We start from the raw sequence: 13,164 nt of genomic DNA, 5'->3' as shown, positions 1-13,164 counted from the left end.
GGATTGAGGTATGAAAGAGATGAAGAGGAATAATTTTGCTGTAAAAACTGAGAATCATACCTTAAATCCAGCAACGCCGATAATTGCGGCGCGCGATTTGCAAGCAGCTTTAGCCAAAGCTTTTCATGACATTTCTCTATAATAGAAAGTAGCGATTACAATTCTCAGATCCTGTAGTCAATATGGAACCTAAAGAAACCCAATCCTTGCACCAGTCTCAGCCGCCAAATCTGAATCAGACACCGATCGAAACACCACAAACGGTTAGGATGGGCGGTAGCTCACCACTCTCGTCATCATCTGGTAGTGGTGAAGTCGAATCTCAGCCAGGATTGTGGGCAGGATTGCGATTGCCGCTCAAACGTACAGCGATCGTGGTAAGTGGTTTATTTATTATTGCCTTAATTTTATCTGGCTTATTTAATGTAGCCAAGAGCATAATTGCCGGATTTAGCAAACCACAACCACTCGCGACAAGCCAACCCCAAATCGAGCCGAGTGTTAGTCCGGCTCCGACAACTGCAATCAGTCCTGAAAATAAATGTCTGGATCTACCTACTCGGATGAGTAAAGCTAAAATCGTTGCAGCAGATGTGGATAAATTGTTTTATCAAAAATATCCCGATCGCGTAAATAAACCTTTAACTACGGATACAGTTACCGAGCGTAACTTGCGTCAAGAATGGTGTGCGATCGCTAATCAATTAATCGATAAAAAATAGATTTTCACCCAATCCTTTGACAATCTAGAAGACACATCCCCGACTTCTTGGAGAAGTCGGGGATGTAGAGCGCGGCGATCGAATTATCGAATTACGGCTTATAGCTTTGAATTTGCTTACCGTCAGCACCGTAGATTTCGATCGGCAGCTTGGCATTGTCACCGATCGCTTGGAGGGCATTACCGAGTGTTTGGACGTGTTTGAGAATACCGACTTTGGCGTTACCATCACCCTGGCTGGTGGCTGCTGCTGCTGTCTGCATCAAGGTTTGGGTATAGAGCGGCGTCAACCGCACCACGATCGCTTTATTACTAACTGTAAACGAACAGATTTGCGGTTCGCCCGTACAAGTTTTTTGGAGATCTTTGTTGGCTAGTTCGCGCGATTCGATCGCCTTGACTTGACTCTGTACCTGCTGAAAACTTTTGGTGTATTCGTAGATTAAGGGTTGGGCTTGAGTGTACGCAGAACTAGTTTGCGGAATGCTCTGAATTGCTGCGACTGACTGACTCCACTCGGACGCCGATTGCGCCAATTTGTTGTTTTTTTGAGATAGTTTTGCTGCTTGAGCGAATTTGATGGCTTTGTTGTAGTTTTGAGCGGCTTTTTCTTCTTCGATGACTTTATCTTGAGCGGTTGTAAACTGGGATTGATAAGCCTTGATGATTTCTTGCGCTTGAGGATAAACGGTAGTCGTTGGGGGAATGCTCGTCAGTTGCGAGTTGGCATTGTCCCAGAGCGTTTTGACGCTGCGCCATTGGGCTAAAGATACCGCAGATGCTTGAGCTTGTTTTGCAGCTTTGATGCCCTCTGTAGCGGATTTAAGATTGCGATCGGCAGATGTTTCGGCTTCGATCCGGCGATCGATATCTGCCAGTCGGCTTTGATAATCGGTGAGTTTTTGGCGGGTGAGGGGGTAGATTTGGCTATTGGGTGAAACTCTACCGAGACTGGAGATCGATTGCGTCCACAGTTGCTTGCTCTGTTGCCATGTTGCCAACGGAATCGGTTGTGTCTTGACGAGATTTGCCGCTTGGAAGGCTTTATTCATCCCCTCTACAGTGGTATCGAGATCGGCGACGAGGGGAGTTGTCTGCTGGAGTGATGTTTGAGCGGTACTATAATTGCCAGACCACATGGGAATGGACTCTAGCAACACCACACTTTGACGTAATTGCTTTTGAGCAGTTAATACTTCTTGTCCAGTGACTGCGGGATTTTTAATCGTGGCTAGCGATGACTGCTTAAGCTGGGTGGCGGTATTGAGCGCGGTACAGACAGATAATACACAAGGACGCGTACCCATATAAGCCGCCCCCGAGCCGATCGCCAGTAGCCCCAAACCGCCGAGGATCGGTACTAATTTGCCGCGACGTTTGGAAGCTGGGTAGACAGTCTGATAATCAGCGTCTGTGGTAGCTCCAAAGGAGTGCTCGATATTGGCGACAAACTTATCGGTATCGATTTTAACGATCCGACTCGCTCGCGGCTGGCGAGCGCCTGGTACGACTAGAGCGTTATCGTCAGAGACGACTTCGGGAACGGTAGATGGGATGTGTTCTGAATTTTCCATGCGATTATCTGAGATGTCAAGAGGTTTGCCCGGTGAAAGATCGCTGTGTGGGTACAGCCCTCGATCGCGTTCGTGGCCAAAGGAATTGCGGTCTTCGCCCGTACCAGTCATTTCGGGGGCGGCTTCTCCCGGTACGGTTTTTTTGACTAGAGGATAAACTGTAAAGCCTTGTTGACTGTAGGGACGTTGATTGCCTTCCGCTCGCAGATATAATTTGACGGATAGGGGTGTTTTGGGTTCTTCTGCTTGCAAGGCGCGTTCCAGCACGCTAAAGGTATCGGGAATATCGATGACCACATCTGCTGGATGTTGGGCGAGTACCCAGAGCGTATCATCTTTATATAGGCACTGCACCCGGAATGGGATAATCCGCCCAATGTGAGCGTGAAGAGAGTTTTGGAGGAAACACTCTAAAATTTTGAGGTCATCCAGTCGCGTGGCTGAGTGCATATATTAACCGAAAATTATAGCGGCTTTGAGTTAAGTTGGGGATCCGATCGAACGGTAAAGAGCCTAAACTGTTACTTCATCTTTACGAATGTCGATCGACTCCGTTCGATCGAGTTGCGGCAAGACTTATAAATTACGATGTATGAATATTTACAATAATTAGAACGGCTAGAAATTTGATGCCCGCTAATACCCAATCTAGGTTTCTCGATCTGTATTAGCTACTATCTGGAGTGGATAATTGTGACACAATGATATCTTAAAATCTTACCAGAATCGAGCCGCGATCGACTTTTGGAGATCTAGGCGATCGCCGCAGCTAGATTTTGGGTCAAAACAAAAATTCACCACGGGGCAATAGATCGTTGCCTCGTGGTGAATTATAGGGTGCAAAGAGTGTAACCCTTTGTTATCGATCGCGAATAGCTACCTATTTGAGAGCGACTTTACCGCCAGCTTCTTCAAGCTGTTTCTTAGCATCATCAGCAGCGGCTTTAGGTACGCCAGTGAGAACGTCTTTAGGAGTGGATTCAACCAAGTCTTTAGCTTCTTTCAAGCCTAAGCCAGTGATCGCACGGACGACTTTGAGGACGGAGATTTTCTTGCTTTCGTCAGCTAAGCCTTCGAGGACGACGTTGAAGTCAGTTTTCTCTTCAACAGCTTCTACAGGAGCAGCAGGGCCACCAACAGCAGCAACGCTGATGGGTGCAGCAGCACTGACGCCAAAAGCTTCTTCGATTTGTTTGACTAATTCAGCCGCTTCGAGCAAGCTGAGGCTTTTTAACTGTTCTAAAATTGTATCGGTTGCAGCAGACATGTGTTAATTCCTGTATATGGGTGACAATATTGACGAAAGATAGCGGCTTCGCGCTTTATTCTTTGTCAACGTGAGCTTGCAAGCTCCGGGCGATCGAAGCAGGGATTTCTTTGACGCCGATCGCGATTTTCGCGGTGACGGAGTTGAGAGCACCAGCAACTTGAGCCATGAGTTGTTCTTTGGAGGGTAAATCGCCGATGGCTTTGACATCAGCTCCGGTGAGGATTTTACCTTCCATGACTCCACCATGGAGTTCGGTTTTCTTGCTGGCTTTTTGGAATTCATGGTAAGCCTTGATCGAGCCACCAATGTCATCTTTGAGCAATAAGAATGCCGAAGAACCTTGGAGTAAGGGTTCTAGTGCTTGCCAGTTGGCATCGCCTTCGATCGCTTTACCCATCAAGGTATTTTTGGTAACCGTACAGAGTCCGCCTTTGGGGCGAATCCGACGGCGCAGATCGGTGATTTCTGCCACGGTTAGACCTTGGTAGTTAATCACCGCGACCATGGTAGCTTCGCTCAATTCTTGTTTGAGCGTTGCGACGATCGCTTGTTTGTTTACTAGGGTTCTCCCCATAATGGTGCTTACCTCTTGGGCGATCGAGTTTTGGGCGCGAACGGTACAGCAGGCATAAAACTAACCCCGACACTAGGTGCCGAGGTCTTCATTCAGTCGCTGGCGATCGGCCACTAATCTTTAGTGGCGATCGCTACTGCTGTTTGCGTTAACCTCGGCAGGGAAATTAAGCTATGCGCTCCTGCTGTCTGTGGTTGGCTATTGAATTTTGGTTAACGCAATTTTTTAGTCGCGACCGAACCTCAAATACTTAAATTAATATAGTGTTGCGGTCTAGCCGCAAATTAGCCTTAATCAATATAGCACGAACGGTGCGCGCTCGGCAAGTAATTCTAACTGGCGTTGCTAGATCGAGGGATCGATTACTAGACGAGTTGATTAAAATTAGTTGCACGCGGTTGACATCAACTATAAATAATACCTAGATTCTATTAAGTAGAGTCATAGTTGAGTAGATATTATGGGCGATGCAAAACGGCGCAAAGAGCAAGGACAACCTGATGCACGGCGAATTGTATCTTGGTTGCCGCTGACGACCGCTCAATCGGCGGAATTTGTGCGCGTGAGTACGATGGGAGCTTGGATTGGGATCGGACTATTGGTATTTGCCTGGTTGATGGTGCGCGCGATCGGGCCGAGTTTGGGCTGGTGGAAAATTGTGGGGTAAAGTACTCGCATCTGCTAGCGGGACTCTGTTTAATAGTGGATAGTGGATAGTGGATAGTAGTTAAGTCTTCCTTCTGCCCTCTGCCCTCTGCCTTTGTCTGCTGACGCCAGCTCTGAAACTACTGTCAAGTACGGCGATTGGGGTAGCGATCGATCCCTACCTCAGCCAGCGATCGATGTCATAATTAAAGTATGGGCATTAGTCCCTGTCTTTATCATTAGTTCGACTCTCTTAAATAGAAGCCAAGCCAACGATCGGATATGAACTCTTCAGAACAATCCTTAACTCGCTCCTATAGCCAGGAAGATGTCCAACAAATCTTGAACATTGCGCTGGCACAGCATCCACACGCGGACACGGAGCTATCATACGCACAGTTGTTAGAAATTGCCGAGGAATTGCGGATCGCACCGGGGACGCTCAAGCTGGCGGAAAATAAGTGGCTGACGCAACAACAGACGAACGATAAATACCAAGAATTCGAGATTTACCGTCGATCGAAGTTACAAGATAAATTCGGCAAATATGCAATTACCAATGTTTGCTTGGTTGCCTTAAACTTTTTGACTGGCTTCGGCGTACCCTGGTCTTTGTACGTGCTAATTTTTTGGGGTATGGGCGTCGGTTTGGACGCGTGGAAATTGTTTTACCAGCGTCAGGGCGAGGCTTATACTCGTGCCTTTCAAAGTTGGGAACGCAAACAAAAGATTCAAAAATCGATTACTGGCTTAATTGATAAGTTAGTTTGAGCTGTTGCCAGTTAGAATCGAGGGTAGACAATAGCCACAACCATGGTTGTGGCTATTATTATGGACGCTATTTGACATTTAGGCATTGTAACCTCGGTCTGTCACCACCAGTAGACGATAAAAATGCCCGAGCGATGCTAGCTTTATCGCTGCGATGTTAGCTGTCTCGCCAGATGGTGTATTTATCTCTCCAGCAGACCTCACTCTCGTTTAGGATCGGTTGGGTCGCGATCTCCATTATATTGTCGGGCAATCTCGTGTCGCCATTTGGACGATCGACAAAAGCTACCACTAAGGAGTTGATGGATATCACTATCGACTCGATCGTTGTCAGCCAATTATCGATAATACTTCCCAGCTCCGATCTTGATGCTACCTATACAGCCAATACCTGGAAGCCAGTAATAAAAAACACACTTGAATCTATGTATGAGCTGAAATTATTAGTAATCGGGCTAGCTCGATTTTAAAGATATTTTGGAACTAGCTGTCGATCTAATCATAAATCTCTCTCAGACGAGATTGTAGCGAATATTTCATCATAATGAATTTCGCTCAAACGACCATTCTATCGCGATCCTGTAGTGCGGAAAATGTAACTAACTCGTACATAATGCTAGTAGGTGGTAGCAAAATATTCTTGACATATGGCTTAGTGCATCGTAAATTGTTGTCATGAAGTAGTAACGACAGATTGTTGTGAATTTGCTTCAGCCCTCCTTTTCCTAGTACACAGCTAGTTTCTTAGGTATTTACAGGCAGACTACTATGCAAATGACAACCCGTTCTATCCTCAGCGGCGTCGCTGTCGGTGGACTCTCGACCTTAGCATTATCTTTGGGTGGATTCGATCGCGCCCAAGCAGCTACTATCCTATTATCTGAAAATTTTGGTTCTGGTGCTCCATTTACAGAGGAAATAACTGGTTCTCTTAATTCATCTTTCAATGTAACCGCTGGTAACGTTGATATTATCGGACAAGGAACTGGTATCGATATTTACCCCAGCCCACCAAATGGCAATTACCTCGATTTAAATGGTACTACTTCAGGTACGATTGCCTCTGTAAATAGTTTTACTTTCCTTCCTGGTGAGTCAGCTACCTTAACATTTGATTTTGGTCGAAATACTGAACTTGTCACAGTTCCTACTTCTGCTCAGGTCTTTCTCGGAAGCACTCTATTAGCGACGTTGAACGATCCTGTAGGCAGCTCTTTCACTGCATTTAGCCAGACTATCTCTAATCCTACAAATGGTACTCTGAGATTTGCATCGACCAATTCAGGAGTTCGTGGTATCGTTCTCGACAATATCGTCCTTACCTCCAACCCTGCTGCTACTACGGCAGTACCCGAACCTTCTGACTTGGTGGGCACAGCATTTGCCTTTGGTTCTGTCGTCTTACTCAAGCGCAAACTCAGCAAAAAAACTGTTAAATTAGATCGCTTCTCTAAGTAAGTAAATGGCCAGAAAAATTAATCCGGCTGCTAAAAATAGCCGCCGGATTTTTTAATGTATCGGGGGATTGAGGTAGGCAGACAAATTATTTTTCTGCCAACTCGACCCCGAATACTTCGGCAAAGACTTTATTAACCTTGTAGCCAGAATCGATCGATTCTAATGGATCTTTGCGCAGTCGGTGGCGCAAACAGAGTGCGACGATCCGGCGAATATCGTCGAGAGTGACCTCCGTACGCCCTTCAAAGGCGGCTAAAGCTTTGGCCGCGCGGTTGGTGACGATATCGCCTCGGAGTCCGTCTACGTCGCATTCAGAGCACACCTGGGAGATTTTGACGCGCAGATCGTAGTCGAGGGTGACACTGGCGAGTCTGGTTTGGGCATCGACGATCCGCTGTTGGAGCAGGACTTGTTCGGCTTGATATTCGGCGGTAAATTTGTGCGGATTGAGATCGAAGTCCGATCGTTGTTCGACGATTTGAACGCGGAGTGCTGGCTCTTTGACAGTGCGAATTTCGGCGTGCATCCCAAATCTGTCGAGGAGTTGGGGACGGAGTTCGCCTTCTTCAGGATTTCCCGAACCGACGAGGACAAATCGGGCGGGGTGACGGATGGAGATCCCTTCGCGTTCGACGGTATTCCAGCCACTGGCTGCCGAGTCGAGTAAGACATCGACGAGGTGATCGTCGAGGAGGTTGACTTCATCTACATATAAGATGCCCCGATTGGCTTTGGCTAACAATCCGGGTTCAAACGCTTTGACGCCTTCGGAGAGAGCTTTTTCGATATCGATCGTGCCACAAACGCGATCTTCGGTCGCACCGAGAGGTAAATCTACCATCGGGACTTTTTTGGTCGCGACGGGGAAAGTTGCATGTGTCGTCAAAAATTCCTGACGTAGTTCTTCACTCATCAGATCGGGATCGATCGGATGGCTATTGAAAGGATCGCCAGCGACTACATCAATCTCTGGGAGTAGGTCTGCTAGTGCCCGAATCGTGGTAGATTTTCCCGTACCTCGATCGCCCATAATCATCACCCCACCGATAAAAGGGTCGATGACATTCAATAACAGAGCTAATTTCATTTCCTCCTGCCCCACAATAGCAGTAAATGGAAATACAACTCGACGCGCTGTAGTGGGCGATTGGACAGTAGCAGCCACGATGATTACCTATCTTAAATAATTTTGATTATCGCCCTTCATTATAATGGTTCGCGGGAGCGGTCACACACGATCTCACAGCGATTCTCACGCTCGATCGGGTAGCGATCGAGTACCAATATTCAGCATAAAGTCTATTTAGAATCCCGAAATCGACAGTTATAATATTTAGCGATTTAACGGATTTGTGGCATACCAAATTTAGATGGCACATGATGTTGCTAGGCAATTTTAGGAGGTATGTACCCAAATGAATTCAGCTTCTGATATTGACGGCGTATCTGGGTTCGAGCAGATCGACGCGCATTGTTCGACCCCAGTGACATCGATGTTGCCAACCGACGCACAGGACATTGGCAATATATTCGATCTCGACGATCGAATCTCCCCATCGCTCGATTCTCATCTAGAACCACTCGCAGATCCTGTCGTCGCCGATCGGCCCGATCGGGTGTGGGAGCATACTGTTACCGATCCAGATACATTACTGTTGTCAGATAGCTCGGCTGAAGAAATCTCCAACGCTGCACTCTCATTATCTCAGGAGCGACCGGATCCCGGTCGTAGTCCGATCGAGCAAAGCGCGCTGAAAACGGGCGAAATGGATCTCGAAACCGAACTCGATGCCCTATTAATCGCATTGCAACTGGCAACTCCACACCCGCCAAATATCGATCTAGCCGCTGAGGATAACTCGATCGATGGGATCCTCTCCAGTATCCTTACTACTGCACCCGTTACGCATACTCAGCAGTTGCTGCAAGAGCTAAATACCACCCGCGCGCAACTCAACGCCGCCTGTACCCAATTAGAAATTTTACATCAGCGCAATCAAGTTCAAGTCGATCGAGTCGATGCCAATGTCCGTCAAGCCCAGCAAATTAAATTTAGCACCCAACAATTAGCACAGCACAGCTACGAGCGAGTCGAAAAAGTCCAGCAAATGCTCGGCTCATTAGAGCAAATTCGCACGGAAATCGTCACTAATCTCGACAAATTTGGCAGCTACGAAGAGATTCGATCGATGTTGGCGCAACTCGAAACCACTCGCTATGCCTTAGTAGTTGCCCACGAACGAGTGACGATCGGACAACAGGCTTTTTATGATTCTTTGCTGGCAATTCAACAGCAAGTAGCCGCAACCAGTAGCGACTCAGAGGACAAATTTAGTCAATATCACCAGTCAATTGAGAGCTTATCTCAAACGATCGCCACAGATCGACTCAAAATCGCCGGAATGAGTGTCGAACTGAGTACCAAGCTGCACAATTTACACGCTCTCGATGCTCAAATTACCAATATTCACAGCCGCATTGTCGAAACATCTCAAGCTCTGGAATTACGGCTGACTGAAGTCGAACGCAGATTTTCCCGACTATCGCAATCTGTCAGTCAAGAGCAACAACAGTTCTACGAATTAACCGTCCAAACGATCGAAAAAGCCGAGAGCGTGCGATCGCAATTTGCAGATATTAGCAAACAAATTGAAGACGATCGATACTCCATCTCCGCACTCCAGTCTGAGATCGAATCAGTCAAGCACGATACCCAACAGCAGATTGCACTCCAGTTAGATAATTTTAATCTGCGCCAAGACGAGCTAATTTTGCTATGCAACAATCTTCAATCTCTCCACAAAGATCGGCTGGCGATCGCGACCAAATTTTCTAGATGGTTGTGGATATTATCTTTTGCGGTGGGAATAATTTTTATCTTGTTAGTGCGAATTATGAGTAGTCTCAACTGAGCGTAAATCGATCTGTTTGCGTGTATATTATCGCTAGCTGAGTTTCGGTTTGTAAAACGATTGGATCGAAGTATTGCTATACAATAATTTGGTAATTCCAACTTACTATCGTACTTAGGATAGCTAGTAATATTTGTAACGTTAAGTTTTGAATATTAATCGATTTACAGACCAATTGCGATATAATGTGTCATACTTTCGATCCACTATTTATTAATATCGAACTAGGAAAAAACTAAAAATTATGACCATCAGATCTTCTAGAAACGCGGCCACAGGGTTTATCAAAGACTTTCAAGATTTTGTCATTAAAGGTAATATTTTTGACCTGGCAGTCGCCGTAATCATGGGTGGAGCCTTTGGCAAAGTAATTGACTCCCTGATCAAAGATGTGATTACGCCAGCAATTCTCGAACCAACGATCAAAGCCTCTGGTGCAAAGGATTTGGAAAGCTGGGTAGTTGGTGCGGCTAAGTTGGGATTGTTTATCTCTAACATTATTACCTTCATAGTCATCTCGTTTGTCATCTTCTTAATGGTTAGAGGGATGGCAAAATTCAAGAGAAAAGAAGAAAAATTAGACGCGGCAGATACGAAGGAATGTCCGTATTGCCTATCGACAATTCCGATCGCGGCAACTAAGTGCGCTCATTGTACTTCAGAACTACCACCTACAATGTAGAGAACAGTAGGGAGTAAAAAATAGGGAATAGGGGATGGGGAGTTAGGTTGTAATTCCCCATCCCTTGTTTTTAACGAAATCAACGTAAGTCTCTACCCTCAACGAAGTGGGGTAGGGATGGAGTTCGATCGAGACCGAACTTCAGCGCATCATGCTAACCTAATTTTCGAGTACCTTGCTAATCCGATCCTCTAATCGATCGAGATCGAGACCGCCTTCGTCGCGACTGATGCGGCGGACGGTGGCATTGACGCCATCGAGGTTTTGCAATAAGTCCCGCAAGATTTCTTGTTGCTGACGGGATTGGGTAACTTCATGCGGCTCTTGTACTAAGTCGCGGACGATCGTATCTTCCGATCGAGACACCACAATCGGTTCTTCTTGGCCTTGGAGATACACGATCGTGCGCCGTCCGGGGCCGCGTTCCTGCTCTAGGGGAATCAGTGCGACCACGTTGTCCGATCGAACGTATTTACCAAATCCCAGGTGAACTAGTACAGAGGGTTGAATCTTCACGCTCGGCTTATCCTTTTCTATCTCTATACATCTATTATAGAGTCGATCGAATAGCCTGTGATGATTATATCAAGCGGTTTTCACGCTATTTTGGTAGTGATTTACAGTTGCTTTTTTTTAGCGATCGACTAGCCGAATTGTGTGGCCATCGGGGTCTAAAATCAGGAAGTCTCGGTCGAATTCTAAAGCCGATGTATCCGATGGTGTGACCTCAGCGCACGCCAGGGGAAAGTTAGCAGTATTGAGTCGATCGACGGTATCCATGGTATCGGCAACAACCAGCGTGGTTTCGCAGTACCAAAGATCGTTGGACTCCGTATCGGGAGGCATCGGACGACCATCTATCGGCTCTAGATATTCTAATAGCTCGATGCCCAAGCCCGTAGGGGCTGCCAAACTACTAATTCGCACTTTGGCATTGGCAACGCCACTGAGCAGTTCTTGCTCGACGCCAAAATTCTCACTTTCCTGTTGCAGTTTCATCCCTAACAAATCGCAGTAGAAGGCGCGACTAGCCGACGTATCTGCTACCACGATCGCGGTATGATCGATGCCTAAAAAGAGGGCATCGGTTGGCTGTTGCCATTTGGGATCGCCTTTGCCTGGAGGAAAGTGAATCAGTTCGAGATCGCGACCGTCAGGATCTCGAAAATACATCGCTTGTATACCCCCAGCGATAGCGTTCCAAGCGGGTAGGGTTTGTGGGTTGGGAGATGTTTGGCTAACTCGATGCTGTTGCAAATGTTGGTAAGCGCGATCCATGTCTGAGACGACGATCGCGATATGCTGGAACCAGCGATCGTGACTGCGCGAATCGGAGGGAATCGGTCTTCCTTTGAGGGTGAGAAATTCGGTCAGTTCGATCGTTTCATTACCGAGTTGCAGCTCGACTACTCGCAGTTGAATTTTGGTGGCTTGTGGCACTCGATCTGCTGATAGGCATGATTCATCGACAGCTTCGACGCCGATAACTTGACGATCGGCGATCTTTGTAAATGCTAAGACGGTGGTATAGAATTCGATCGATCGATCCATATCCGCCACCGTCATCGCGATCGATTTGACCTGATTAATGGACATTACCATCCTCACGTACTAGAGACTTGGCCGCCTGTAACTTCGAGGATCGCTCCAGTTACAAAACTGCTGTCTTCAGAGGCAAAGTAGACATATGTGGGGGCGAGTTCTTCCGGTTGCGCGGCGCGTTCCATCGCATTATCCTTATCGAAATTGTCTACTTGCTCTGCGGTCATCGTCCCCGGAATTCCCGGCGTCCAGACGGGGCCAGGAGCGACGGCATTAACCCGAATTTTACGTTTGGCGAGGTTTTGAGCGGTGGCTTTAGTAAAGGCGTTAATGGCTCCTTTACTAGCGGAATAATCGACCAAAAACTCTTTGCCAATTAAGCCGAGAATACTGCTGGTATTGATGACAGTATCGCCTGCTTTGAGGTGTGGTAAGGCAGCTTTAAGCATATAGAAGTACCCAAACATATTGGTTTCCATCGTGCGGCGAAACTGTTCGTCTGAGATTTCCTCAATCTCGAACTGTACCTTTTGGTAGCCCGCATTGTTAACGAGAATATTTAATTGTCCGAATCTCTCGACGGTTTGGGTAACCGCTTGTTTGCACTCTTCCGAATCGCGGACATCAGCCTTAATTGTCAGGCAATGTTGACCTGTTTCTTCAACTAGTGCTTTAGCAATGTTAGCATCTTTGTCATTTTCGTTATACACGATTGCTACATTAGCACCTTCCATTGCATAAGCGATCGCGACAGCTCGACCGATGCCCGAATCGCCACCAGTAATCAGAGCTACTTTACCGTGCAGCTTACCAGCAGGACTGTAATTGGACAGGTCGCTATCTGGTTGGGGAATCATGTCTTCCTGGCTGGCAGGATAGGGCAGCGTTTGGGCGGGAATTTGTTCGGCAGTCGGACGAAATTCTGTGGTCATAACTATTTAGCTTTTGGGGTGGTGTGAGGTCTTAGACACTTGGAGGTGAATTGACTGCGGCGAAAATCTTTACCCCCCCAACC

At 46.9% G+C, this 13,164-nt stretch carries 15 protein-coding genes and 1 other annotated feature; of the genes, 8 read left to right on the top strand and 7 right to left on the bottom strand.

Annotated elements, in window-relative coordinates; genetic code table 11:
* Positions 1-19 precede the first annotated feature (19 nt).
* Both C7B77_RS31395 and C7B77_RS11330 read left to right on the top strand, forming a co-directional pair.
* The gene (locus C7B77_RS31395) at positions 20-142 is read left to right on the top strand and encodes a hypothetical protein (RefSeq protein WP_281261349.1); all 123 of its coding nucleotides are present in this window, start codon (positions 20-22) and stop codon (positions 140-142) included.
* 40 nt (positions 143-182) lie between these two features.
* A complete protein-coding gene (locus tag C7B77_RS11330; RefSeq protein WP_106304302.1) occupies positions 183-722 on the top strand; it encodes a hypothetical protein in 540 nt (179 codons plus the stop codon).
* Positions 723-813: 91 nt separating this feature from the next.
* On the opposite strand, the gene C7B77_RS11325 is transcribed toward C7B77_RS11330, so the two are convergent.
* From C7B77_RS11325 to rplJ, 3 genes are all read right to left on the bottom strand, one after another.
* The gene (locus C7B77_RS11325) at positions 814-2,745 is read right to left on the bottom strand and encodes a hypothetical protein (protein ID WP_146138272.1); all 1,932 of its coding nucleotides are present in this window, start codon (positions 2,743-2,745) and stop codon (positions 814-816) included.
* A 430-nt stretch (positions 2,746-3,175) separates the two neighbouring features.
* Positions 3,176-3,562, bottom strand: a complete 387-nt coding sequence (gene rplL / locus C7B77_RS11320; RefSeq protein WP_106304296.1) for a 50S ribosomal protein L7/L12 — start codon at positions 3,560-3,562, stop codon at positions 3,176-3,178.
* A gap of 55 nt (positions 3,563-3,617) precedes the next feature.
* Entirely contained in the window at positions 3,618-4,139 is a 522-nt protein-coding gene (gene rplJ / locus C7B77_RS11315) for a 50S ribosomal protein L10 (RefSeq protein WP_106304293.1), read from the bottom strand.
* 48 nt (positions 4,140-4,187) lie between these two features.
* Positions 4,188-4,351, bottom strand: a sequence feature (ribosomal protein L10 leader region).
* A 248-nt stretch (positions 4,352-4,599) separates the two neighbouring features.
* On the opposite strand from rplJ, the gene C7B77_RS11310 reads away from it, so the two are divergent.
* The 4 genes from C7B77_RS11310 (at position 4,600) to C7B77_RS11300 (ending at position 7,013) form a co-directional block, all read left to right on the top strand.
* Positions 4,600-4,806 carry a DUF2839 domain-containing protein gene (locus C7B77_RS11310; protein ID WP_106304290.1) on the top strand — a complete coding sequence of 69 codons (207 nt, stop codon included), beginning with the start codon at positions 4,600-4,602 and terminating at the stop codon, positions 4,804-4,806.
* Between the two features lie 93 nt (positions 4,807-4,899).
* Complete coding sequence (locus tag C7B77_RS29885) at positions 4,900-5,070, top strand: hypothetical protein (RefSeq protein ID WP_181243817.1); 171 nt, start codon at positions 4,900-4,902, stop codon at positions 5,068-5,070.
* Positions 5,067-5,555 carry a 2TM domain-containing protein gene (locus tag C7B77_RS11305; RefSeq protein WP_106304286.1) on the top strand — a complete coding sequence of 163 codons (489 nt, stop codon included), beginning with the start codon at positions 5,067-5,069 and terminating at the stop codon, positions 5,553-5,555. The genes C7B77_RS29885 and C7B77_RS11305 overlap by 4 nt, the downstream gene beginning before the upstream one ends.
* A gap of 774 nt (positions 5,556-6,329) precedes the next feature.
* On the top strand, positions 6,330-7,013 hold the full coding sequence (locus tag C7B77_RS11300; RefSeq protein ID WP_181243816.1) for a PEP-CTERM sorting domain-containing protein: 684 nt from the start codon (positions 6,330-6,332) through the stop codon (positions 7,011-7,013).
* A gap of 85 nt (positions 7,014-7,098) precedes the next feature.
* Here the strand turns inward: C7B77_RS11300 and bchI are convergent, their stop codons facing one another.
* Entirely contained in the window at positions 7,099-8,178 is a 1,080-nt protein-coding gene (gene bchI, locus C7B77_RS11295) for a magnesium chelatase ATPase subunit I (RefSeq protein ID WP_106304280.1), read from the bottom strand.
* Between the two features lie 250 nt (positions 8,179-8,428).
* On the opposite strand from bchI, the gene C7B77_RS11290 reads away from it, so the two are divergent.
* Positions 8,429-9,925, top strand: a complete 1,497-nt coding sequence (locus C7B77_RS11290) for a hypothetical protein (protein WP_106304277.1) — start codon at positions 8,429-8,431, stop codon at positions 9,923-9,925.
* Positions 9,926-10,169: 244 nt separating this feature from the next.
* The gene (gene mscL / locus C7B77_RS11285; RefSeq protein ID WP_106304275.1) at positions 10,170-10,607 is read left to right on the top strand and encodes a large conductance mechanosensitive channel protein MscL; all 438 of its coding nucleotides are present in this window, start codon (positions 10,170-10,172) and stop codon (positions 10,605-10,607) included.
* Positions 10,608-10,766: 159 nt separating this feature from the next.
* On the opposite strand, the gene C7B77_RS11280 is transcribed toward mscL, so the two are convergent.
* The 3 genes from C7B77_RS11280 to C7B77_RS11270 all read right to left on the bottom strand — a co-directional run bounded on the left by C7B77_RS11280 (position 10,767) and on the right by C7B77_RS11270 (position 13,081).
* Positions 10,767-11,123 (bottom strand): hypothetical protein, encoded by a 357-nt coding sequence (locus C7B77_RS11280; protein WP_015161987.1) that lies wholly within the window; start codon positions 11,121-11,123, stop codon positions 10,767-10,769.
* 117 nt (positions 11,124-11,240) lie between these two features.
* Complete coding sequence (locus C7B77_RS11275) at positions 11,241-12,203, bottom strand: VOC family protein (RefSeq protein WP_181243815.1); 963 nt, start codon at positions 12,201-12,203, stop codon at positions 11,241-11,243.
* Positions 12,204-12,211: 8 nt separating this feature from the next.
* The gene (locus C7B77_RS11270; RefSeq protein ID WP_106304269.1) at positions 12,212-13,081 is read right to left on the bottom strand and encodes a glucose 1-dehydrogenase; all 870 of its coding nucleotides are present in this window, start codon (positions 13,079-13,081) and stop codon (positions 12,212-12,214) included.
* Positions 13,082-13,164: the final 83 nt, after the last annotated feature.

This window comes from Chamaesiphon polymorphus CCALA 037 (assembly GCF_003003845.1).
Classification (GTDB): Bacteria; Cyanobacteriota; Cyanobacteriia; order Cyanobacteriales; family Chamaesiphonaceae; genus Chamaesiphon; species Chamaesiphon polymorphus.
This window is presented reverse-complemented; position numbering and strand designations above follow the sequence as displayed.